12 protein-coding genes and 1 pseudogene are annotated in these 26,373 nt (G+C 38.5%); 3 read left to right on the plus strand and 10 right to left on the minus strand.

Annotated features, from left to right (window positions below):
- Positions 1 to 288: 288 nt before the first annotated feature.
- Together QM481_RS20360 and QM481_RS20365 are read left to right on the plus strand one after the other, a co-directional pair.
- Positions 289 to 2,220 (plus strand): family 43 glycosylhydrolase, encoded by a 1,932-nt coding sequence (locus tag QM481_RS20360; protein ID WP_283383090.1) that lies wholly within the window; start codon positions 289 to 291, stop codon positions 2,218 to 2,220.
- Positions 2,221 to 2,375: 155 nt separating this feature from the next.
- On the plus strand, positions 2,376 to 3,230 hold the full coding sequence (locus tag QM481_RS20365; RefSeq protein ID WP_283383091.1) for a sialate O-acetylesterase: 855 nt from the start codon (positions 2,376 to 2,378) through the stop codon (positions 3,228 to 3,230).
- A gap of 523 nt (positions 3,231 to 3,753) precedes the next feature.
- On the opposite strand, the gene QM481_RS20370 is transcribed toward QM481_RS20365, so the two are convergent.
- From QM481_RS20370 to QM481_RS20405, 8 genes are all read right to left on the minus strand, one after another.
- On the minus strand, positions 3,754 to 4,869 hold the full coding sequence (locus tag QM481_RS20370; RefSeq protein WP_283383092.1) for an endo-1,4-beta-xylanase: 1,116 nt from the start codon (positions 4,867 to 4,869) through the stop codon (positions 3,754 to 3,756).
- A gap of 152 nt (positions 4,870 to 5,021) precedes the next feature.
- Positions 5,022 to 9,110 carry a hybrid sensor histidine kinase/response regulator transcription factor gene (locus QM481_RS20375; RefSeq protein WP_283383093.1) on the minus strand — a complete coding sequence of 1,363 codons (4,089 nt, stop codon included), beginning with the start codon at positions 9,108 to 9,110 and terminating at the stop codon, positions 5,022 to 5,024.
- A gap of 423 nt (positions 9,111 to 9,533) precedes the next feature.
- Positions 9,534 to 11,693 carry an endo-1,4-beta-xylanase gene (locus tag QM481_RS20380; RefSeq protein WP_283383094.1) on the minus strand — a complete coding sequence of 720 codons (2,160 nt, stop codon included), beginning with the start codon at positions 11,691 to 11,693 and terminating at the stop codon, positions 9,534 to 9,536.
- Between the two features lie 24 nt (positions 11,694 to 11,717).
- Entirely contained in the window at positions 11,718 to 12,677 is a 960-nt protein-coding gene (locus QM481_RS20385) for a DUF5627 domain-containing protein (RefSeq protein WP_166552689.1), read from the minus strand.
- Positions 12,678 to 12,796: 119 nt separating this feature from the next.
- Complete coding sequence (locus tag QM481_RS20390; protein WP_283383095.1) at positions 12,797 to 14,584, minus strand: RagB/SusD family nutrient uptake outer membrane protein; 1,788 nt, start codon at positions 14,582 to 14,584, stop codon at positions 12,797 to 12,799.
- A 39-nt stretch (positions 14,585 to 14,623) separates the two neighbouring features.
- The gene (locus tag QM481_RS20395; RefSeq protein WP_283383096.1) at positions 14,624 to 17,650 is read right to left on the minus strand and encodes a SusC/RagA family TonB-linked outer membrane protein; all 3,027 of its coding nucleotides are present in this window, start codon (positions 17,648 to 17,650) and stop codon (positions 14,624 to 14,626) included.
- Between the two features lie 48 nt (positions 17,651 to 17,698).
- Positions 17,699 to 19,588, minus strand: a complete 1,890-nt coding sequence (locus QM481_RS20400; protein WP_166552686.1) for a RagB/SusD family nutrient uptake outer membrane protein — start codon at positions 19,586 to 19,588, stop codon at positions 17,699 to 17,701.
- A 13-nt stretch (positions 19,589 to 19,601) separates the two neighbouring features.
- Positions 19,602 to 22,730: a SusC/RagA family TonB-linked outer membrane protein gene (locus QM481_RS20405; RefSeq protein WP_283383097.1), complete on the minus strand. Its 3,129-nt coding sequence runs from the start codon at positions 22,728 to 22,730 to the stop codon at positions 19,602 to 19,604.
- 517 nt (positions 22,731 to 23,247) lie between these two features.
- On the opposite strand from QM481_RS20405, the gene QM481_RS20410 reads away from it, so the two are divergent.
- The gene (locus tag QM481_RS20410) at positions 23,248 to 24,171 is read left to right on the plus strand and encodes a LysR family transcriptional regulator (protein WP_166552684.1); all 924 of its coding nucleotides are present in this window, start codon (positions 23,248 to 23,250) and stop codon (positions 24,169 to 24,171) included.
- 60 nt (positions 24,172 to 24,231) lie between these two features.
- On the opposite strand, the pseudogene QM481_RS20415 reads toward QM481_RS20410, so the two are convergent.
- Together QM481_RS20415 and QM481_RS20420 are read right to left on the minus strand one after the other, a co-directional pair.
- Positions 24,232 to 25,190, minus strand: a pseudogene (locus tag QM481_RS20415) (sodium-dependent bicarbonate transport family permease).
- A gap of 94 nt (positions 25,191 to 25,284) precedes the next feature.
- Positions 25,285 to 26,250 (minus strand): L-threonylcarbamoyladenylate synthase, encoded by a 966-nt coding sequence (locus QM481_RS20420; RefSeq protein WP_283383098.1) that lies wholly within the window; start codon positions 26,248 to 26,250, stop codon positions 25,285 to 25,287.
- Between the last annotated feature and the right edge of the window lie 123 nt (positions 26,251 to 26,373).

A 26,373-nucleotide genomic window follows, 5' to 3' on the forward strand; every position in this document is an offset into this window, starting at 1 on the left:
TTCTGCCCTTTTGTATGTCTTATGGTAGAATTTGGGTATTTTTTTTAGGTGTTAAACATTAAGTACACAAAACGAGTAAAATGTGCTAATCAAATTTTTAGTCATCAACTTATTTTACATTTTCAAGCGATGACCTTTTAACTGAAAATTACATACCTATTTCTATGAAAATGAATAGAGACAAAGCCTTTTGACTAAGCATCCTTACGAGGTTATGGCAAAACTTTGTCAGTTGTGAAAAATGTTGATGAAGCTCGCTTGCTATAACGTATTTAATAAAAATAACAGATGAAAAAATTAAGCTTTGTTACATTACTCATCGGATTAATTCTTGGAGGTATTACACCTACTTTTTCACAAAAAGACAACACCTTTTATCATGAAGTAAAAACCTACGTCAACCCCGTATTGCCTGGCGATCACCCCGATCCAACACTACTGAAAGTAGGGGATGACTTTTATCACTGCGGATCAAGTTTTCATTTTACACCCTATATGCCCATTTATCATTCTAAAGACTTGGTACATTGGAGAGTTATTAGCAGGGTTTTGCCCCCACAAAAAGCGCATTGGGTAACCGACCGCCCTTCGGCAGGTACTTGGCAAGGTGCGATTACGTATTTTTACGGTTCTTACTGGATTTATTTCTCTGCGAATGGTCAGTGGTTTAGCAAGGCTGATTCGCCTTTGGGTCCTTGGTCAGAGCCTGTTCAGGTAAAGTCGAATCCGAAAACTGGTCCTTTGGGTTATGATAATTCTATTTTTGTAGACGATGATGGAAAGCCTTACATGGTTATTAAAAACGGACAAAAAACGAACCGTTTGCAGGAGTTAGGAAAAGATGGACAACTTACCTCTTCGGTGATTGACCTTGATTGGGTCAATGCCAAACTACAATATAGTTGGGCTGAAGGACCAGTAATGTGTAAGCGCAATGGTTATTACTATTATTTTCCTGCTGGCGATGTTTCAGGAGGGCAATATGTACTTAGAGGGAAGTCGCTAACAAGTGATTCGACGCAGTGGGAGCGTCTTGGCGAATTTTTTAAGCCTATCACCGACGATAAAGTAGGCTTTAGAAGACCCAACCATATTGCCGCACCAGTACAACTGGCCGATGGGACTTGGTGGACTATTGGTCAGAGCTACGAAAAATATAACCAAGATGATTGGTCTGGTACGGGGCGCCAAACCGCACTATATCCTGTGATTTGGGAGGGTGACCGTCCGTGGGGAATGGCGCCTACTACCCAGCCTGTGGTTAAGCCCAATTTACCAAAATCGGGTATTGCATGGCGTAGTGTGGCTTCGGATGATTTTGAGTCAAAGGAGCTTTCGCTGAATTGGCATTTTTTGAAAAAGAAGCATGCAGATTTATACAATTTAACTGCTCGAAAAGGCTGGTTGAGGCTTTCGCCTGATTCCTTGCGTACAAGTATTGTTCAAAAAGAAACAGATCATTATTACTCGGCGGTCACAAAACTTGATTTTAAAGCACAAAACGAAAATGAAAAAGCAGGATTATATCTGAGCAATGGTGCACAAACTGTTGTGGTTAGATTATACAGTGGATATGAGAACGGGAAGAAGATTATCTTTAGTTTTGAAAATAATATACAACGTATTCCTAACAATTTCGGAGAGGTAGTCTGGCTGAAAATCGAGAGAAACCTTCATGAATTAAAGGCTTATGCCAGTGGTGATGGAAACATTTGGACGGCTGTTGGAAATGCCATTCAGGTACAGAATTTGGATAAAGTACAACCTAATTATAATTCATGGGTTGGAACTAGTATTGGCTTGTTTACCGAACATAACAGTGCTGATTTTGATTGGTTTATCTGTAAAGATGGTTTTTCAAAATTACCTGTGGTAGGTATGAGTAATTTTTATGGAGTCGAAAAAATCAATCAAGAATCTGTGACTAATACCTCTGAAAATGGAGGCTGGCTAATGATTTCAGGAGTGGATTTAGGTATCCAGAAAAAATACGCAAAAGGCATAGAAATCCAATACAAAGCAAAAACAGATGGCGTATTAGAACTTTGGGTAGATGATTTGAAAACTGGTAAATTAGTAGCAAAAATCCCATATTCAGCGAGCAAAAATAGTGTACGTAAAAGCCTTAAATCGATAGAGGGACACCATGATATTTTTGTCAAATTTCCTGTAGGAAAATCAAATGACTTGCAGATAAATTCGCTTCAGTTTTTACCATAGCATATACCTTTACTAAACAAACTTGAAATCACTAGTCTAGGGCAATGTCTCGGACTAGTGAGTGGTCTATTATCTTACTAGTTCAGGACTTTGTCTTGAACTTATTTTTTAAATAGTTTGGCAACTAAAGCATTAACAATTAACGACTTATCACTATGAAAAAGAAAATTGCCATTGTCTTACTGTGTTTGGCTTGTTTTTGGGGTAAAACCTTTGCCCAAAATCCTAATTTTCATATTTACCTAAGCTTAGGACAATCTAATATGGAAGGAAATGCCAAGTTTGAGCCACAAGATACCGTTGGTGTCAATCCAAGATTTAAGGTATTGGAAGCTTTGGATTGTCCAAATTTGAACAGAAAAATGGGACAATGGTACACTGCTGTGCCACCACTTTGTCGTTGCAATACAGGTCTGACTCCCGTGGACTATTTTGGAAGAACCATGTTAGAATACTTACCATCATCAGTCAATGTTGGGGTAATAAATGTATCTATTGGAGGCTGTAGAATAGAGCTTTTTGATAAAGAAAAAACCGATTCTTACGTAGCAACTGTTGCGCCAAATTGGATGAAGAATATGATAAAAGAGTATGACGGGAATCCTTACAAACGACTAGTAGATATGGCAAAATTGGCACAGAAAGAAGGTGTTATCAAAGGGATTTTACTCCATCAAGGGGAATCGAATACGAATGATACTACTTGGACAAAGAAGGTTAAAATAGTGTATGACAACCTTCTACAAGATTTGAATTTACCTCCAAATTCTGTTCCATTGCTGGCTGGTGAAACGGTTCATGCTGAACAAGGAGGTATTTGTGCTAGCATGAATACGATTATTGCTATGCTTCCTAAAACGATACCGACTGCTCGTATTATCTTGTCTAAAGGCTGTACTGACGCCGCAGATAATTTACATTTTGATGCAGCGGGTTATCGCGAGTTAGGCAAAAGATATGCTCTTACGATGCTCGACGTTCTGGGATATAAAACTTCTGCGTCGAAATAATTAGGTAATAATGCAAAATCAAATTGCATTAAAACGCTCTAGGCTGTAAGCCTTAGGCATTAGGCAAAAAAGCCTCAATTATTTCATGAGAAATACTATTTAACTTTTAGCCTACCGCATAAAGCCTAGAGCTTAAGGCGGGTAAAATTATTTTAATTTTGCCCACTAACTTAAGTTAGTGGGCAAAATAAGCTTGAATAAACGAAGATTTTCTTGTTCTCCTTTATACAAGCTCCGTAGGAGCGACAGTTTGGTAGCAATAAGTTTTGAGAAAAACCTTTTTTGAGCGCCGTAGGTGCGACAGAAAGCTAAAATCTGGAACTCTGTCGCACCTACGGCGCTCTTTTAATAGGTCAGGAAATAGATTCACTACTACCAAACTGTCGCTCCTACGGAGCTGTTAAAAAGATTGGGTTCTGTAAAAAATCCTAATAAACAGGCTTATCAATTGAAGATGTAACATATTGATAATTAAAATTTTACATTCACAATTCACAACTCATAATTCAGCACTAATTCATTATTACTTACTCTCTTTGAGGCTCATTAGACTTTGATAAGCTCTTTTCGGTTCTAAAGCCCTGTCGAATAGGAGAGGATAATTTGTACGATTAGGGATAGGGAAACCGTTGAGCCAAGAGTGGCGGTCATCTACACCCCAGAAAGTGATTCTGCTAATTTTGTCTTTATGTTTCAAGAATAACTTGAAAAGCTCAGAATAGCGATTTGCCAAGGCAGTCTGAACAGAATCTGGAAGTGAGTCTTTGTAAGGATTCATTTTTGGATCTTCTTGAAAACGCTGATTGACGTCGGCACCACGCAAATCCCAAGGATTAGGCAGTACGGTCAAGTCCAATTCGGTAAAAGCTACCTTTAATCCCATTTGTGAAAACTCCAAAATGGAATCTTCGATGTCTTTTAGGTTATTTGAATTGATACTCCAATGCCCTTGAATCCCAACACCATTTATTTTTACACCGCTTTCTTGCAATTTTTTAATTAGTGCAATTGCTCCTTTTCGTTTGGCTGGCTGTTCGATATTGTAATCGTTGTAGTATAACTCCGCTTTGGGGTCTACTTGAGCGGCTAATTCAAAAGCTTCTTTGATATAGGAATCTCCTAGCTTATTAAAGAAAATAGATTTGCGGTAGGTTCCATCTTCGTTGAGCGCTTCGTTCACTACGTCCCAGCTATTAATCTTGCCTGCATAGCGCCCCATTACGGTTTTGATGTGCTCTTTCATAAATATACGTAGCGAGTCGGCGCTACTTATTTTATGAACAAAACTTGGTAATTGTGAATGCCATACCAAAGTGTGTCCAACAATATACATTTGGTTTTTGAGTCCATAATCTACAAACTTGTCAGACAAGTTGAAGTTATATCTGTTGACTTCTGGGTGAATCAACTGAGACTTCATGATATTTTCTGGAGTAATGGCATTAAACTCTTTCTTTATCAGTTGATTAGCTTTTTCGTTTCTTTCCAAAATATGCTCTGTACCAAGGGCTGTTCCTATCAGGAAATCTTCTTGATAAGCAGATTTTAGAGAGTTAACCTGTGTTTGTGCTTGCAAGCTTTGTAGACAGGCTATCGAAGCACCAAGCGTTAAAAGTGTTTTGATTTTCGTGTTCATCATACGTGTTTGTTGTGTACTACAAGTACATTTTTGTAAGGGATAGGTAAAAGGATAGACCTAGCAAAGAATTTTTCTTTGCCATATCTTTCGACAGAATTTAGTTTATGAATACACTAATTAGCACCATAAATGAGTGCTAATTAGCGTGAATTTTATACGGGCGTTTTGCGCGTTTGTGTGATATATTCTGTTGGTGAAACATTGTATTTTGCTTTGAATGCTCTTGCAAAGTAGTTAGGATTAGAAAATCCGACGGCATAAGCGATTTGCGAAATTTTCATATCATTCTTTTGTAAAAGTGCAATTGATTTTTTCAATTTTACCGAGCGCACATATTCCACGGGGGTTTCACCTGTCAGACTCAATACACGATTATAAAGTGTACCACGGCTCACAAACATTACTTTACTGAGTTCTTCTACGGTCAAATCAGGATCTTCGATATTTTCTTCTACATATTTTGACAGCTTCAACAAGAACTTCTCATCTTCTGACTCTATTTCTATTTCGGGGGTTTCGAGCTGAATATGTTTGCTGTAAGTGCTTTTTAATAAGCTATTTAAGCTGAGCAAGTTTTCTATTTTGATACTGAGCAAATGAAAACTAAAAGGCTTACTCAAGTAATCACTGGCTCCAGATTCTAAGCCTTTGAGTTGGTTTACTTCTTCCGATAATACCGTAAGCATAATCACAGGAATATGCTTGGTACGAGTGTCATTTTTAATTTTTCGAACCATTTCTATTCCGTCCACCACAGGCATATTGACATCGCTCACAATCAGTTGTGGATGGTAAGATAACGCTTTTTGCCAGCCTTGTCGACCGTCAGAGGCTTCAATGACTTTGTATTTTGATTTTAAGCTTTCTACCAAATAAGCTCTCAAATCGTCGTCGTCGTCCACAATCAAAATAATCGGAAGTTCTATTTTGGGTGGTTCTGATTTGGCAAAATCCGAAATCGGTGTTACCTCAGGTTCTGTGGCTATTAGAGGCGACTGTGTTGCGTCTAAACTAGGCAGGGGTAAAGAGATAATAAAGGCACTTCCAACGCCTTCTTCGCTTTCAACTTTGATGGTTCCTCCATGAAGTTTGACAAACTCTTGGGCAATAGACAAGCCAATTCCGCTACCTTGGTTAAGAATATCGACATTGTTATTTATCTGAAAAAACCTTTCAAAAACTTTATCAGTACTATCTTTTGACAAGCCAATTCCTGTATCTCTGACAATCAATCGAATGCCTGATACCCCTTCCTGAGCTATTTGAAAGCTAACATTGCCGCCCTCGTTGGTAAATTTTATCGCATTTGAGAGTAAATTGATGAGAATTCTCTCCATTTTATCCTTGTCAAAAGACGTATGATAATGGCTATAAACACTCACAAAGTGCAAATGAATGCTTTTGCGAACAGCGATGTACTTAAATGAATCCACGATTTCTTGGCAAAAAGATACCAAATCTCCTTCGGTGGCATTCAAGTTTAATTCGTTGGCTTCAATTTTTCTAAAATCTAATAATTGATTGACAAGGTTGAGTAATCGTTTGGCATTTCGACTAATCAAATTGAGCATTTCTAGTTTTTCAGTACTATTTTCTTGAAACATCAAATTCTCAATCGGGTTGAGCACCAAGGTAAGAGGCGTTTTTAGCTCGTGACTCAAATTGGTCAAAAACTTAACTTTCACCTTTTCAAGTTCTGTTTTTTGCTCTGCATCGTGGCGTTCTTTCTCAATCAAATGCTTCATTTCAAGTCGCTCTTGTTCAAGAACAAATTCACGTTTGAGTTTTTGAATTGAACTTCTACGAATTCCCCACACAGTGAGTGCAATAGCAATAGCATAAAACAAATAGGCGTAATAGGTCATCCAAAAAGGCGGTTCAACGACAATTTTAATCACCTTTTCGGGGGTTTCCCATGAGCCATCTTCGCTATAAGCCTTTAGGTGAAAGGTATAACTGCCAGGGTCGAGATTGGTATAAACCGCTGTGGTGGAAGTCCCCACTTGATTCCATTCTTTATCAAATCCTTCGAGTTTATAGGCATATCTACTTTCGTGAGGTACAGTATAATTAAGCGCCATAAAATCGAGCGAAAAGTTCTGTTTGTAACTCAAAACAATTTCTTTGGCAACAGATATGTGCTCTTGTATCTCTGAATTTTCGATTGGATTTACTTGTTTGTTGTTGATTTTCAGACTAGTAATAACCAAGGGAGGAATATTTTTTTTCTGTAATATTTCGGCAGGATTGAAGTAATTGAAGCCATCCAAACCACCAAAAAATAACTGACCATCGGCGGTTTTTAGCCCCGAACCTATGTTGAAAGTGCTTTGTAGTACGCCATTATAATAGCTAAAGTTTCTAAACACTTTTTTCTCGTCATCAAACGAACTAATCCCCTTGTTGGTACTGACCCAAATTTTGCCTTTTGAGTCTTCTAATATTTTGTAAATCACATCATTAGACAAAGAATATGATTCATCAAATATTTCAAATGTGTGAGATTGAGGTTTATACAAGCAAAGTCCCCCTCCTTGTGCGCCAACCCAAATTCGACCTGCATGGTCACAATAAATACTCTGAACTTTATCGATAGGAAGTTTGCTATTGGCATGATTCAGCACCGTGAATTTTTTTTGTTGACGATTGAAAATCGCAATACCTGTACCATTTGAAGCAAACCAAATATTTCCATTTTTATCTTCTTCAATAGCAGTAATAAAACCATTTAAAGGGATTTTTTGAGAAGGTTGTAGTCCAAAGTCTTTCTCTGTCGTAACAACAGACTGTTGAATAGGGTCAAATAGATAGACCCCATTGCCATTTGTTCCGAGCCAAATTTTTCCTTGGCTATCTGTTTTGATACAGTTGACGGGCAAATCTCTAGTATCTGTTGGACTGTAAGGCAAGAAATAGTATTTAGAAGCGCCAGTAGTCATGTCGACACTATAAAAACCTCGCTGATAGGTGCCTACCAAAAGCATTTTTCCTGAAACTCCCAAAGCAATAATCGAAGCGGTATTGGCTTTTGCTTCTTTGAGTTTATAAGGATGAATCTGCCCTGTTCTGCGATTCCAGACATTGAGTCCTGTCCCTTCAGTACCTATAAAAATATCTCCCGTTGGACTTTCAGCAAAAGCCATTACAGAGCTGCCAGTTAGTCCGTTGGGGTCATATACATTGTAATGTTTATGGTTAAAGAATGTTAGATTTGAGTCATATTTATTAACGCCACCTTGATGGATAGCTACCCAATAAATCCCTGCGTCGTCAATGTAAATATCTCGTACTGAGCGACCTCCGTTGTAGATAAAAAAACTATTGGGTTCGACAGGCGAGCTTTTTACACGAATTACTTTTCCTGTTTTGGGGTCAAGTATATTAAGTCCACCATCTGAACCTATCCAAAGTTGCCCGTTTTTGTCAAAAACCAATTTATGAATTGTATTGCTTGCAATAGTGGTAACATCGTTGGGGTTAGTTACATAGTGCTGAAAAGCCGTTCGGTTTTTGTCTAGAACATTAATACCTCCTTGGTCTATTCCAACCCAAAGTTCACCTTGCTTGCCTTCGATAATACAATTAATATAGTTGCGGCTGATACTTTTGGGATTTTCGTTGCTGTGAAGGTATCTGTTAAATTGCTTGTTTTGAGGATTATACTGATGAAGTCCATCGGCAGTACCTACCCAAATGTAGTTTTGAGCATCTTCATAAATACAGTTGATGATATTTGAGTTTAGTTGAGTGGCATCCTTAGGATTGGCTCTAAAAGCAATTGTTTTTTGCGTTTTTGGGTCAAAAAGGAATAAGCCAGAGTAAGTTCCCACCCAAATTTTACCATTATGGTCGGCATACAAAGAAGTAATCCAACCATAATTAGTAAAATCATAATTAATAAAAGAATCAAGATTTAGATTATAAACAGATAAGGTAAAATTCGTTGCAAGCCATATTTGCCCGTTTTTATCTTGTATCAAGTCATTAACAGGGCCTCTACCAATACTGGTTTTGTCGGTTTCTTTATGACGATATACTTTAAAATTTTGTCCATCAAACTTGTTCAGACCATCTTCGGTACCAAACCACATAAATCCGTTTTTGTCCTTGATAATAGCATTGATAGAATTGGAGGAAAGCCCATTTTTACTACTAAAATTGATAAATTTATACTCCTTCTGTTGTGTGAAACCACAGAAATGAAATAGAATTAAGAATAAAAAAATAATGCTTTTCCTCATAGTAATCATAAAATTTCTTCACAGGATTTTGGACTAAATCAACTACTGGGAATTACCAATAGTTATTTCTAAAAGTAAAAATACCTATATTCTACCTTGAATAAGTTAGTGGGCAAAATTAAAAGAATTTTACCCGCATTAAGCTCTAGGCTTTATGCTGTAAGCTAAAACGCATGGTTCATAAAAGCCTTGAAGCATTGGATTGCTAAATCCCAAAGCAACCCAATGTCCAAAAGCTATAGGTATAAGGTTAAGTGATATCTTTGGAGAGTACAAAGACTCTTAAACAATTTTGGATATCGGATGTTGGATTTCGGAAGTGTAAGTTTCTATTTGTAAAAAATAAAGGCATCTTGTTACATATCCGAAATCAGCAATCCCAAATCTGAAATAGTTTGAAATCTATGACCCACTGTGTAATCTCTACTTGCTTGTATTAGCTTTAATTGCATCAGCTACATACGAGTAAGCTAGTTTACGAACATATTGCCCATTCCAAAGACCGATTGGCTCATCAGCTCTCCAACTCGAATTGGCAGGACTATCAAGCGGACTCCAAATAGTAATACCATATCTTTGAGCTGCTGGAATTAGTTCAAAGTATTTATCAATCACATACTTATACATTTCGGCTTGTGCTTGATATTGTTCTTTGGTAGCGTTAGCGGTTTTGACACCACCTAAGCCAATATCCAACTCTGAGATTTTAATTAACTTACCACTAGCTGCTAATAGTTTGAACATCTCAGCTATTCTGTTTTTGTCCGAAGTGATACTAATATGCATTTGTGTGCCTATGCCATCTACTTTGGCACCTTTACTCTCGATATAATTTACGTAAGCAATGATTCCTTTACATTTGTCAAGACTATATTCAAGATTATAGTCATTAATAAATAGCTTATCGTCTGGATTACCGTATTTTCTGGCCAATTGGAACGCTGTTACTGCGTAGTCTTTGCCAAGATAATCTTGCCAGAAAAACTCATCTGAAGCAATCGTTGTGCGACCTACAGCAGTTTTTAGCTCGTAAGGTTTTCCATCGTCCATAGGCTCATTCACAACGTCCCAAGCTTTTACATACGATTTACTAACGCCCATAATACCTGACATCCATGTATCTAAAGCACTGCCTATCAAACTAGTCTTTTCGGTTGCGGTTTTTTCTGCCAACGTAACTGCACCACCTGAAGCTTTGGTACTTTTTAGAACTACGTTATCGATATACACTGTACCTGCAAATTCTCCATAACTGAATACCAATCTGGATTTATCAGTGCCCGAAGCGGTAGTTGTTAACTCTATTAGTTTCCATTCTTTGGTAACTGGAACTTGACCATAGCCATTCGATGTGTAAGACGCACTTTGCAATTCTGGTCTAATGATTCCTTCAGCAGTACCTTTTACCCAAAATGAAAGTACATACGACTCGCCATTGTTAAGGTTTTTCCCTAAATCATATAATGTTTGAACATCCCAATAATTGGCTGATTTTGTGGGATTTGTTACAAAAAAGGCTTTTCCTTTATTGTTATACCCTAAACCATCAGCCGTTATACCTCTCGACGAGCTACCGCCCCAGCCTCCCCAACCTGAGCCTGACTCAAAATCGCCATTGGCTACAAGGTTGGAGACTACTGGAGTTCCTTGGGTATCATAGACATAGAGGTTGTTGATGTCGATGTAATAATTCACATTAGGTTTATAACCCAAATCAAAGTTGAGCTTAATACTAGATCCAGTAAAATCACTAATCTGGAATCTAATTTCTTTCCAAGAAATACCTGTTGTAAAAGTAGTAGAAGCCTTTCCAGATTTGGTCCAATCGATTGAAGGGGTATTATTGCTAAGTCCTTCAAAAGAGATACGTCCTTCACCTGCTACGTCCGATTTGATATAACATACCACCTCATATTTATGTCCTGGCACAACAGTAACCGAAGGGCTTGTCAGTTGTAAAGCAGTCGCCGAGGACGAAGTAGCCGATGCACTCAGTTTTATCGCCTTCGTACCTGCTCCCATACCTGCGTTATTGGCAATCGAAATACCTGCCCCGCTATTGGCTTGATTCCAACCTGTAAAAAGATTATTGTTTAAAGGGTTAGTGTTTAGGTCGTTAGGAAAAGATGGCGCTGTTACGAGCATAGGTGCAATCAGGCTATTGAGATAGCTCGCATTTTGATTTGCATGCCAGCAAAGGGTATGTCCGTAAACGGTAGTACCTGCTTCTTTGGCGGCAGCCAGTAGTTTGGATACGTTGTCTAATGCCAAAGAGCCATTAGACTGTACCACAGCGCCATGCTTCATTTCATATCCTAGGGCAATTTCATCGAAATTTTTATTGGCTAGGCGATACATTACCCCTTTGTTGACGTAGTCGTTGAGAGAAAGCGCTACGCCAAATTTAAAATTAGGATTAGAGGTGCGGTTGATATAGGATTTGAGCGCGGGATAGGCGTCAATATTTTCTTGTAAAGCAACACTTTCGGGTTTGGTTGTGGCAAACTCCAATGGCTCATATTTGGTACACGAAGCCAATACAATACTTGTGAACCCTAAAGCTATTTGATATAATTTATTCATAGTAAAACAGTTCTAAAGATGAGTTTACTTAGCTACAGGAGTAAAAGTTTCCATTGTTACAGCACGATCACGCATGACCAAAGTATCCGAAGTGACTACTTTCATACCAGTTAGGTTTACTTCGTAGTTGAGATAAAGCGCATCGCGGTCCTTATTGCCCCAACTATTTTTTTCACCTTTCTTGACAAAAGCACCTGTGCCCGTAGCCGTAATACCAGAAGTAGCTGACGAAATTGTACATTTTCCGTTATTGTCAAATTTCAATAGTAAAGAGGTACTGATATTTTTTCCGTCTTTATCTTTAAAAACAACTGGAAAAGTAAGCTCTGTTAAAGATTTTGTCGAAAGCATATTCACTTCATCTTTTTCTACATATTGAGCATGTCTTACAATTGTTTGATTGAAGGATCCTGAAACGACATCTTTTCCTCTTCTCAAATAGTTACCATGCCAAGAATTCACAAATTTTAAAGCATAAAGCACAAAATGCTTTCCATAAAGAATAGAATCCGCATCGGTGACCTTCGTCATGGTTAATGGAATAACATACGTATTCTTAATTGCCTTAGGATCAGCAAAAAAAGCGTCCGTAAGTTGTACATCAACACTCCCAGCAATAGTCCCAGATGGGATAATGATTTTGTCAGAGGCTAGCTTGAAATAGCTGCTTGGCATCGGTAGAATTTCGTCTTTACCAGAGCCAAATCGCATCCCACTTCCTAGTATCGAGTTATCTACAGCCACCGTTACTGCTACATCTTTTTTGCTGTAATACGCACCACCCAACGCTGCATAAATTTGACATTTATACTGGTTATCGAGTTCGTTGTTTACCGTCAAATCTTCTCCTAAAGTGATGGTTCTTACAGGATATTGATAAGCAAAATAGACAGTTTGGTACTTGTAGTCTGGAAACTCCTTTTCGGTATTACACGAAATGAGTCCCATCATGAATATTACTAATATGAAAATCGAATTCTTCATAAGAATAAAGATGTTGTTTGTCAGAATTTCAGCCTAGCTTAAAATATGCTCAGCCAAGCTGAAATTCGACTTTTGAGAAATTTTATATACTTAATTGTTGCGCTAATTTCAAGAGCTTCTTAATTCCAACCTTGATTTTGCTCTAGTGCCGAGTATTTCAAAACTTCTGAATATGGAATTGGACCGTACTTCATATAGTTTTGGAATACCCTTGATTCAACGCTTGGAAGAACGGTGTACGCACCACTACGAATACTAACTCCCTTAGCTGTTTCGGTGAGGTTGGCATCCCAGCGACGTAAATCCCAAAATCTGAATCCTTCAAAACATAGCTCCAAACGACGCTCATTACGAATCAATTGACGCATTTGCTCTTTATTGTTTTTGATACTTTCGAGATAGGCATCATTGTTGGCTAAGCCAATTCCTGCACGACGACGAATCGCTCTTAGTATATCGTATGCCGAATAAGCATTTGTTCCTGTACCTGTAGGTCCCCACGCTTCGTTGGCTGCTTCTGCATAACTCAAAGCAATTTCGGTATAACGAATATGCGGTTTGTAATGACGCTGGTTCGTTGAAGACGTTGGATTTAGGTTCACATCTTGACGTAATAGCTTACGCATATAATAGCCCGTTCTAGTTGAGGTAGCTACCTTATTGAGTCCATCGTTAGTTGTACCATCAGCTGCGGTATTGATAGCAGTGTTGTTGACACCGGCCGTAGCACCATTGACCAAAATGAACATTTTCAAACGAGGGTCACGATTTGAATAGGGGTCATTGGGATTAAATCCACTGTTGGAGTCGCTAATAGGGTATCCATTGACTGTCGGAAAAGCATCTACCAAGTTTTGGGTTGGATTGATTCTACCATTTCCAAAAAGTGTTGGTGGAAAATTAGCTTGTTCCAAATCACGGTTTTCACCCCAGTTGTTACGCCAAAGTATTTCTGGAGGATTAGCACCATCTTTCAAAGCCGCAATTTCTGCAGTGTTGGAATACCATGTAAGTCCGCTAGCTACATTACTTGTAATAGCATTGATTCCACCATTCAGATTTAATACTTGTGCCGAATAGTTTGCAGCATCAACCCATTTATTCGCATTGTTTGGGTTAAATGCTGGACTTGCTGCCAATAGCGCCACCTTTGCACGAATAGCCTTAGCAATACGACCACTCAATAAACCACTAAATGTTACCCCAAAAGCACGGTTGTACTGTTCTATCGTAACGGTACCATATTTAGTAGGAATTTGTGACTCTTGTCCCGAAACCAAGTTCAGATAATCAAGCGGCAAACGAACATCTGCACTATCTAAGTCTGTATAGATCTGCTTGATACAATCGTCAAAACTCGCTCTTGGCAGATTATAATTGTCAGAGGTTGTTTGAGTTTTTGTCAAAATTGGAACTCCTAACATATTACCCCCTTTACCTACGCCTGCATGAGCTTGTAACAAATTATACATTAGCAACGCTCTAATACCAAATGCTTCCCCTTTGATACGCATAGCAAACAACTTGCTAGCAATAGGATCTGCTACCCATTTTACCTTATCTACCTCTCCAAGCATAATGTTCATGTACTGAATCCCAGCGTAACAGTTGGTCCATTGATTGGCAGGATTGTTATTGGCAGTCCACTGCCCTGTTGCCATTTTCAAATAGACATTTGTTTGGTCGTTGCTCACGGCATCGTCGGTAGCTACATCATTAAATGACCACGAGTTACTTGGAATTCGGTTATAGCCATTTAATAAAATACCAAATGGAAATCTAGAATCGCTTGGTAAATAGGCATTTGGGTCTAGTTGCCTGTTGTTTTCCTGCGCAGGCTCTATCAAGTCTTGGCAACTTGTGAGCAAGAGGATACAGGCTAAAAATTTTAATATACCCTTATTCATATTCATCATAGTATAAGTTTCTAAGTATTAGTAAAAAACCTAAAACAACGCTTTTACGCCTAGGTTAAAGAATCGTGTTTGTGGTGAGCTACCGACATTCAACTCAAGGGTTTCCCTGTTTTCTGAGAAAGTCCAAAGATTAAACCCATTAACATACACGCCCAATTCACGCACAAAAGATTTCATTTTTAATAAATCCGTTAAGTCATAAGTAATTTGAACTTTTGACAGGTCAAAACGGCTAGTGCTGTATATCCAGAAATCCGATGAGCGGAAGTTGTTGTCACTGCTGAGGGTAGTCAAACGAGGATAAGTAGCTGTCAACTTTGTAGCTTCTGTCCAGCGATTGCGTACCACTTCCGAATATTTATTTTCACCATATACCCAGAAATAAGAGTTATTACGCATAGCATTTCCTCCGAAACGACCTACACCCAAAGCTAGGAAAGTCAACTTCTTCCATTGTGCTGAAAGCGTTACGCCCATTGTAAACGGTGCGCCAAACCAGCCTCCTTTTCCTAAGAATACCTCATCACGTGAATCGATAATACCATCACCATTTTGGTCTTTGTACTTGATATCGCCAGGTTTTACTTGACCGAAAGTTTGTGAAGGAGAGTTTTTGATGTCATTGTCATCTTGGAAAAAGCCTAAATTTTGTAATCCCCAGATGCCATCCAAAGGCTTACCTTGTCTATTCTGATAGGCATTTTCGTAAAGCTCAGCTCTTTTTACAGCAGTTGTTTGGTAATAAGTACCATTGATACCCAAATTCCAGTTTACTTCTCCAATTTTCTTGTTCAAATTCGCTGAGAAATCAAACCCTACACGCTTATCTTCATTGTAATTCACATAAGGAATAAATGACGATACTGGCCAGCCTGTTGTGAAATATGAAGGGAACAATACAGAGGCTTGAATGATATTTCCTGTAATTTTATTCATAAAGAAAGTACCATTCACATTCAATAAACGATTAAAGAAGGTACCTTCTAAACCAATATTAATTTCTTCTCTTCTTGGAAATTTCATATTAGGGTTATCACCTCTTCTAGATTCTGTCGCCTGAATACCTGTTCCATCTTTCCAACCATACCATGAACCTGCACCTGTATAGAATCCTTGATAGAGATAATAATCATTGATATCCAAATCGGTGTTTAGGATACTTGCCGAAGCAGTAAGTTTTAGGTCATTCACGATATGTGAGTTTTTCAAGAACTCCTCACGGCTCAATCTCCAACCTAGAGAAACTGAAGGCGAGAATGCCTGACGGTTACTTGGTGGCAACTTAGCAGAATGAATATACGCCGTACTCAAATCTACGTAGTACTTGTGATTGTAATTATAGCTCGCTAATAGGCCGAGGTTTGCATTACTAGTTCGGTGATAAACCGCTGATTCAGATTGTTGAAATCCATTTGCCAACAAAATCGCAGAGAAGTTGTGGTTAGTGCCAAAGGTTCTGTCATAGTTCAACTGACCTGAAAATGCGATCGTTTGACGATACCAGTTACCACTAACATTTTGTGTTCCAGATTTGGCATCTTGGTTGTAGACCGTCAAACTACTAATCAAGTCTGTTCCGCTATAGTTGTTCCATGTAGGCGAGTACGTAGCATACGAGTAATTGTATGACAGCGAATAAGCCGTAGCATAGTCTACTGCAAAACCTGTACGGAACGACAACCCTTTCAATACATTGCGCAAATCGGCCTTCAGACCAGTATTAAACTGAAATTGACGGTTTGAATACTGATTATTTCCACCTGCATAAATCGTTGCGATAGGGTTAGTTTGGTCAAGCTGAGTGCCTCCTAGTAAATATTTGCCATCAATAAGGTTGTTACTATTCTGAATCCAAATTTGTGAAGCTGCATCTTCTTTTTCGATTAAATCTATCGGAATTAAAGGCGCAAAACGGTTGGGACGTACCGTAGCGGCATTGCCCCAGTAATCAGTATTGACGCCTCTTCCTGTATAAAAAATCGCTGTAGCATCAGCATTCATCGAGATATATTCGTTGAGCTGAATATCAAGATTTCCTCTAAAATTAAGACGGTCCGAATTGTTATTGTTTTTTGCTTCGCCAAAGTTCAATAATGAACCAGTTGTTGAATACCCTAAGTTGGTATAATATCTTACACGCTCGTTTCCTCCCGAAATCTCGGCTGTAGCATCATAGCGAGTAAACACATTTTTGAGATAATCTGAAGAATAAAAATCTACATTCGGGAAACGGTATTTGTTGCGTCCTGAACCATAATTATAGATATCTAATTCTGAATATAAATCCGTTAAGCCATCATTTCTACGAGCTTCGTTATACATCGTCATATATTCTGCTGACCCCAAATACTTCGGATAACTTTTAGGAATATTGATACCACTGTTTACTCTTAAATCAAAGCGGCGTTTTCCTACCTCGCCACGCTTCGTAATAACATTGACAACACCTTTGGCAGCACGGCTACCGTAAAGTGCTACTGCGTTGGCACCTTTCAAGAAAACAATTTCTTCTATCTCGGTAGGAGCCACATTACCAGTTTCGCGAGGTACACCATCAATCATAAACAGATAGTTTCCCATACCCCAGTTGCTATTTCCGTTGAATCCAGAAGCGAAAGCCTCCATACCATCGAGGGTATTGGTAAAATAGTTTTTATTTAAAAGCTCTTTTACATTTACCGAAGCAACTCCCCCCAATAAGTCTTGTTTTTCTACCTCACGAAAAGCAGCATGAATCAAATCACGCGTTTTTTCTGGTGTAAGACTAATTTGAGAAATCGCTTTTGTAATGGTAATATACTTTGTTTCAAATCCTTTAGCCGAAATAGACAACACATCATTTTTAGCTACTTCATATTCAAAAGTGCCGAAAGCATCTGTTGTAACAGCTTTGCTATTTTCGGCAGCGCTTGTTACAACCGCCCCTTTCAAAGGCTGGTTGTTTACCCCAAATACAGTAGCCTTTATCTGTATGGTTGGGGTGTCTTGTGCCCTCGATGTTACAGGCTGTAACATCATGAGCGTACACAAGAAGAGGAGTATTTTTATGAACTTCATTTGCTTTACATTAATCTTTTCAAGGTATGATTATAGTATTAGCTCTGATTACCAACCAGGGTTTTGAGCAAATTCTAAATAGAGGTTGGCATCATTATTTTTGAGCGGTAACCAGTAATGTTTGTCAGTAAACTTACGTTCCAAAATGGTAGTCTCACGAATGTTCAACACTCTGTTTTCTTTAGGATCTTTGTTAGGATCTAGTGTACTTGCACGGTCAAACTCTAGCGATTTTTTCAACGTATATGGACTTTGTGCTAGCAACAACCAGCGACGTAAGTCATTGAATCTGTGCCCTTCAAAGGATAATTCAACGGCTCTCTCACGACGCACTTCTTCCATAAACAAATCTAATGACCCTAAGAATTTGGTTGCCACTCGTCCAACACTTGCTCTATCGCGAATGACATTGATAGCATCTACCGCAGTTTTACTGTAACTAGCTGATTTACCCGTTGGCGAACCATAACCTTGCGCAGCAGCCTCGGCATACATCAAATAAACATCTGCCAAACGCATATAAGGTAGGTGGATATTCAAACTTTTATCGTAGCTATATCCTTGATCATACTTGTTAGCTGTTCTTGGTACAAACTTAAATAATAGATACCCTGTACGACTTCCAGTGGCAATATCACGATACGAACCACCCGTATGAAGGTTAGCATAGCGGTTGTTAGCTTCGCTGGCATTTGGAATACTTCCTGCCACCATTTTTACCCCATCAAACACAATGTCATTATAAAAACGAGGGTCACGACCTTTCCAAGGATACTCAGGGTTGTAACCTGATTCGCTATCCGCTTGAGTAACATCTTTGATTGGCAAACCATTGGCCATACCGTAGTAATTAACGTAGTTAGATGTTGGTAAAAACTTCACATCGCCTTCGCTAATAATTAATGGCGAATACTGCTTACTTGTACCCCAGTTAGAGTTGTTGGCACCATAATAAGGACCTCTAAAAATGGCTTCAGTACCCCCTGGGATATTCCAGTTTTGACCAGTTGTATAAAAATTAGTGTAGTATTGAGCAAAAGGGACTAGGCTATATGGTGCTTCGCCACTTTCACATAAGGATAATAATTCAGCAAAAGCGTCTGCTGCTTTTTTGCAGTATTCGGCATTATAAGTACGGCTACCACCAGACACTGAGTTCATCAATGGACTTCCTGCCCAAAGGTAGTTTTTCCCTAAATATCCCAACGCCATAATCTTATTGATACGGAGTTGGTTTTTACCTAAGGTTCTCTTTCCTGCTGTGGTATTATCCCAGTTTGATGGCAAAAGATTCGCTGCTTCTCTAAAATCAGCGGCAGCTTTGTCAGCACATTCGCTGTATTTGAGTCGAGGCAAGGTAAGTTTTTGGTCACCTGGAAGTACTTTATCAATGTAAGGTAGCCCACCAAAGTATTGCATAAACATAAAGTGGTACCAGCCTCTAAAGAATAATAGTTGTCCTTTGATAAGGTTTTTTTCTTCCTGAGTTGCATCGGTTAATTTATCGATATTGGCCAAGCCCATATTAGCTTTACGAATTGCATACCAACCTAAGCCCCAAAGTGATTTAGCAAAGCGGTCGTCGTTGGTTTGGTTATTGTTACGATCCATCCAACCTGCTTGCCAGCCATCAAAGTTGCGTTGCCATCCCCAAAAATCACCGTTGTCGATTTTTACACAAAAGTGAAAAGTTTGAGCTGTAGATTGAATTTCATCCTCTCCCCAGTTCCATGAGTTTGTCCAATAGGCATTTGAAAAGTCTGGTACACAATGATATAACTCTTCAGTAAAGCCTTGAAAGTTAACAAAATTTTTAAAGGCATCTTTGTCTGAAACCAATGACTGAGGGTCACGGTCGAGGAAATCCTTGCAGGAGGTAATTCCAAAAGTCATGGAAAGACCCACCGCCACAAACAAGAGTTTAATTTTCTTAATCATGCTTTTGTTTTAATTAAAAGGTAAGATTTAGACCTAAATTGAATCGTTTAACGGTAGGATATGCTCCTTGTGAAGCCCAGCCTGTACCTGCAAAGTTCGATTCGCGGTCATCTGGCATTTTGCTCCAAGCAATAAGGTTGTTACCGTTGAGATAAATTCTGAGTCCTGAAACTCCCAACTTTCTACTAAATTCTGGTGTAAAGTTGTAGGCGATTTCAGCATTCTTTAAGCGTACATACGAACCATCATACATATATTGCGTGCCTCTATAATAGCCTTGTGGTGTAGTCAACCAGCGTGGCATTGGATTGGCATTCGGATTACTAGGCGACCAATAATCACCCTCTTGGTACACGGTATGACTTTGTGAACTCAAGCTTCTAAATTCTACCTGACGTGTTACGTTGTTTACTGCGTAGAATTGTACAAAAGCCGAGAATCCTTTCCAGTCTATACCAAAAGTGGCATTGTAAGTATTGGCTGGCCAGCCTGTAAATCCATACGGAATATTGTCACGAGAATCAATCAAACCATCACCATTGTAATCTACTAAATAGTAGTTGCCTGGGAGTTTTTGGTTATCATTGGCATTCTGAATAGCACTTCCATATAATTGATCCCACGTGCTGTAGGTACCACGACTTACATACGAATAAGCTTGGTTGATTTGCATGCCTTCTGACTTCTGATAGTCAGGTAATAATTCAGGATTGGCAGCTTCAATAATCTTATTTTGTGTATGCGTCATGTTAAGGTCTGTCCATAACCTAAAGTTTCTCAAGGATTTATTGAGGTGTAACTCTAATTCATAACCACTTGATTTTACGGCTCCTAAGTTTGCTACAGGAGGAGTTGCACCAAAATAAGTAGGAACGTCAGAACGGTTTGCTAACAAAATTTTACTTCTATTATCTGTAAAAAAGTCTGCTTTCCCTTTGATAAAGCCTTTCAAAAATTCGAAATCAACCCCAACATTGTACTTCTCAGATTGTTCCCATTGTACATTTGGGTTACCAACTACCGTTTGACTATACCATGTGTAAGGGCTTTGTTCGGCGGCCTCACCACTGATTCCTAATCTTGATTTTCCATTATAATTCCATTGTTCCAAATACGGCCATCTTACCCCAAGGTTATCAAAACCAGTTTGTCCATAAGAGGCTCTTACTTTAAATTGGTCTACAAATTTTAAAGACTTCATAAAGTTTTCATTCGAAACAATCCAGTTTAAACCACCCGATTGGAAAAATGCAAAACGATAAGCCGCTGCAAATTGCTCTGAACCGTTGTAAGCTCCGTTATATTCTACCGTATACTTGTTGTCGTAAGTATAAGTTGTTCTAAATACCCAGTCTTCACGATACGAAGGAATCATACTACCATTAGCATAGACGTTGCGGTTCATCAAGCCCATTCCTGTTACATAATGCTTTCCAGCAATATTTTTGGCATAATTGAGCTGTAACTGATAAAACAACCTTCTTTGACTTGCACCAATTGTACCTGCCGCTGGATTCCATTTGATACCCTCTTGAAAATCAAATCCTGTGATACCGTCAATGGCTTGGCGATACGTAACGGCTCCTGTTTCTGGGTTAATCCATTTACGTTGTGTGTCATTGTAAAGGTCATTAATACCTCTATCACTTTCCACAAAAGTATTATCAAGTGAGATAGTACCCGTAAATCTCAAGCCTTTTGTAATCATATCCAACTCTTGGTCGAGTGTAAAGTCTGTCGTGATTCTGGCTGTTGTTTGATAAGAAACCCCACCAATCGCTAAACTTCTTGCTGAGTTTTCAGCTCTAGCTTCGTTGGGCGCATAATATCCCCAAGAGCCGTCTGAGTACACTGGCAAAAACAAATCTGGTGCTGCGTTGTAGGCGTCAATCCAAGCGCCATATTCAGAACCTGTAAAACCCCAAGGGCTTTTGCGTACACCATACGAGCCCGATAAATTGGTTTTGAATAAAGTAGTTGGCGTTAACTGAAAGTCCAAATTACTTCTCACATTCAAGCGGTCAAAACCAAAACCTTGCTCATATCCACGATTGTTTGGATAAGTTTTAAACAAATCGGCTTCATGCAAGAAATCAGCACTGGTAAAATACTTCACGGTATTTGTACCACCACTAATGTTCAAGTTGGCGTTGTTTGACCAAGCGTGAGATTTAAACAATGTTTCTTCCCAGTTGACATTCGGATAACGCTCAGCTTCTGCTAAGTTCGCTGGATTGCGGTACTTGTTCAGAATATCAAATGGCAAATAATCTCTCCAACCATCTGGCTTCGTAGCAAGCTCATATTCGATAACGTCATTTCTTATACGTAAGGCATCAAATGAGTCATACTTCCCTGGTAGTTTTGAAGGTGACTTCAAAATTGTATTCACCGTGGCACGTATAGATGCCTTCCCTGTTTTACCCCTTTTTGTCGTAATCAAGATTACACCATTGGCACCTCTCGATCCAAATACGGCCGTAGCAGAAGCATCTTTCAATACTGTTACGGTTTCTACAGAACTGATGTCGACGCTATTCATGGGACGCTCCACACCATCTACCAAAATCAAAGGGTCTGAGTTGTTCCATGTACTACGTCCACGAATAATGATTTGTGGATCCTCGGCTCCTGGCAAACCCGTACTGGCATTGGTAATTAAACCCGGCACGTTACCTGTGAGGGCAGCACCAATACTCGATACACCACCCGCACGCTCAAGAACTTTTCCTGTGGTTTGGGTTACCGAAGCTACGACGCCTTCTTTCTTTTGCTTACCATAACCAACAACAACGACTTCGTCTAGGGCAGTTTGAAACTCTTCCAAAACGACATCAATTGTTGTTTTTTTGCCGACTAAAATCTCTTGTGGTTTAAAGCCGATTGAACTAATCAGTAATATCTCTTTAGGAGAACAATTGATACTAAAAGCACCATCCTTATTGGCATTGGTTCCTTTGGTTGTTCCCTTCACTGTAATGGTCGCTCCGGGTATCGGTTCGCCCGATGAAGACTTTACAGTTCCTCTTACTGTTTGAGCTTTTGAGGTGAAGCTCATAACCCCAATCATAAGCGAGACAAACCAAGCTACTAAGTGAAGTTTATTTCGAATAGTTGAAATAGGTAGGTTAAAGTGTTTCATACATTAGAATAAAATATGATTCATTTAATAATTAATATAAAATTACAATGCAAAATAAGGTCATGTAGGTAGAATACATTAGCACAAATCTTCAAATATGTATTCATTATGTTTACTACAATCAGAAAAGTGTCATTATGACACTTTATAGAGAAGATTTATGAAATATTGAAGATTCAATCTGTGGTTCGAATTCAAAGTTTAGGGTTGGGTGATTTTAGACCTAAATAGTTTTTCATGTAGAAACCGTCAACATCTCTACACCTGTTGTATTCCTACCTATTGATTAAAACAATCTCTAAAATGTGACATCTACAGCTTGAAAATCGACAGCTGATATGCTGATTGGATCATGGATAGGTGGGTAATTTTTCTTTGATTATCTTCCCCAAAAATTACATTCAATATTTAACCCTGGGAGATTATAGGTAGGATTTTAGATTGACTATTACTTTTGCTAATTTTGATCTTAGATTCTTACTTGTTAGGATTTTTTTGAATCATTATAGCTATCTCTATGAACTATACATTACATCAATTGCAGGTATTCCTGATGATTAGTAAAACCAAAAGTGTTACGAAAGCCGCTGAGGAATTGCACTTGAGTCAACCCGCCGTTTCTATACAGTTAAAAAATCTGCAAGACCAATTTGCCATCCCTCTCACCGAAGTCGTTGGACGTAAGTTATTCATTACAGATTTTGGAAAAGAAATTGCTATTGCCGCCGAACGAATCTTATCTGAAGTATACGCCATCAATCATAAGACGGCCGCTTTTAAAGGGCAATTGGTAGGTCAACTCAAAATTTCAGTAGTATCAACAGGTAAATATGTGATTCCTTATTTCCTGAATGACTTCATGAGTCAACATGATGGAATAGAATTGAAATTAGATGTAACTAATAAAGTTAAAGTTGTGGAAAGTCTCGAACAAAACGATGTAGACTTTTCGCTAGTATCAGTATTACCCGACCATCTCCAAATTGAGAAGGTGGAACTGATGCCCAATAAACTATTTTTGGTAGGTAATTCACTTCAAACTTTCCCGAAAAAACTCTACGATACTTCTGTGTTGGAGACATTACCGCTTATTTATCGCGAGCAAGGTTCTGGAACAAGACATGTGATGGAGAAATTTGTGCAGGCCAATATGCTTCCTATTCATAAAAAAATGGAACTGACTTCCAATGAGGCTGTAAAGCAGGCTGTTTTGGCAGGTCTGGGGTATTCGGTAATGCCGCTGATTGGTCTCAAAAATGAATTATCAATGGGCGACGTTCAAATTATCCCTGTCAAAGGATTTCCTATTCAAAGTATATGGCACTTAATTTGGATGAAAGGCAAGAATTTTTCACCAGTAGCAAAAGCTTTCTTAGAATTTATCCATCAAGAAAAAGATCGAATTATTCAGGAAAAATTTGATTGGTGCAATAAGTATTAGTTTTGAATGATGAGTTGTGAATAAAGTCATTACTCACAACTCATCATTCACCATTCAAAATTACATCGAGACAATCCCGAAGTAAATGGGTAGTCCAATTGTGATATTGATGGGAAAAGTAATAGCTAAAGTCATAGGCAAATACAATCCTGGGTTCGCTTGGGGTACTGATATTTTCATGGCAGCAGGTACGGCTATGTAAGACGCACTCGCCGCTAAGACTGCTAGTATAAAGCGGTCTATCGAATGTTCACAGAAAAATCCAGTTACCCAACCCACAAGACATCCATTGACTAATGGAATAATCGCTGCAAAAATGATCGGAAACCAACCATAGGAAAAGAAGGAAGCCAATTTTTTTCCACTTGAAATTCCCATATCCAATAAAAAGATAGCTAGGAAACCTTTAAACAAATCATTGGTAAAAGGTTTGATGCCTTCCGCCTGTTTGGCATTGGCTAAGTAGCCTATTATTAAACTTCCTAAAATTAGTAGAACACTTCCATTGGTTAAAGAATGTTTGAGTGCCTCCTTTTTCTGGATACCTTGATGAATATCTTTACCAAAAACAGAAATCAATAGTAATCCTACTATAATAGCTGGTGATTCCATCAATGCCATGGTGGCAACCATATAGCCGTGTATTGGTAAATGATAAGTTTCGAGGTACGAAACCGCTGTCACAAATGTTACGGCACTCACCGAGCCATAAGCCGCTGCTGTTGCTCCTGCATCATACACGTTTAGTTTTTTTCTAAGAATTAAAAAAGTATAAAAAGGAATTGCCACAGAAATAAATATACCTGTGAGCATCACCCAACCATTTGACCATTGAAGACCTCATGGGAGAGCTCTTGACCACCTTTGAACCCAATCGCAAACAATAGGTATAATGAGATAAACTTCGATGAATTGGCAGGAATTTTCAAATCACTTTTTAACACCACCGACACAATTCCTAAAACAAAAAATAACAGTGCTGGATTTGATAAATTCTCGAGTAATAAGCTTGAATTCATAATATAACAATTAGTTAAGATAAATGATCAGGCTTTTGTTGGCCTGAAAGTTTATAAATAATCTATTCGGTAATACACTACTTCTTGAAAGCATCTACACAAATTGACTAGAGGCTCTAATCAATTTATCATTGAGCACCATCCCCAAATCACTGGTAGGGAAAAGTTCTGCCACAATCACATCAAGATTCAGACTATCTAATTCATGTAGGTGAGCATATAGATTAGAGGCGGCCTCTTTTAGGTCATTTGTCTTACTCAAATAACGGATTTCAGCAATAGTTGAAAAATTCTCTCCTTTAGTCCCTAAACTGAGCAATCCTATCTTTTGGTCTGTATATTTCTCAAGCGTTTCTTCTAAAGATTCAGTAATAATCAAGGGAGTTTTGGGTGCATAATGAGAACGATGACTGCCCGGATAGTTATTTTGGCTATCAATATCATAATATACCGCCGTATTGGGAAGTACCTCAAGAATATCATCTTTACTAATGACTCCCTGACGATAAATCACTACAGCATTATCTTTGAAGCCAATAATGGTCGATTCAAGTCCTATTTTACAATTTCCACCATCAAGTGTTAAAGGTATTTTTCCTTTGAAATAGGAAAATACGTGCATAGCTGAGGTAGGGCTAATTTTTCCAAAAGGGTTTGCACTTGGAGCAACCAATGGAAAAGGAAGTGCTGATAGTAATTTCAATGCCAATGGGTGCTCAGGCATTCGAACAGCGATAGTTCCGAGACCAGCAGTTGCTGCTGAAGGCACGTCAGGTTTGGCAGTTAATATCATAGTGAGTGGGCCAGGCCAAAACCTTTCTGCTAATTGCTGTGCCATGGCAGGAATATCACTTGCGATACTTTCTACTTGATTCCAATGAGCCACGTGCGCAATCAAAGGATGATTTTTGGGACGTTCTTTAATAGCAAAGATTTTATTGATTGCCTCTTGATCCCAAATATTTCCTGCCAAACCATAAACGGTCTCTGTTGGTAGCCCAATTACTCCTCCCTTTTCTAAATATGTTTTTGCTAATTGTACTGATGTTGAAAGTATCATTTCTGTATGTGTTTTAATATTTGAATACAAAATTGAAATGAATTAATCATAAGTTTTTATTTATACATGAAATTATAAACATTTAAAATATTTATATATTGATATTTCAGTTAAAAAGCTCAT

The organism is Flectobacillus rivi, assembly GCF_030056655.1.
Lineage (GTDB): Bacteria > Bacteroidota > Bacteroidia > Cytophagales > Spirosomataceae > Flectobacillus > Flectobacillus rivi.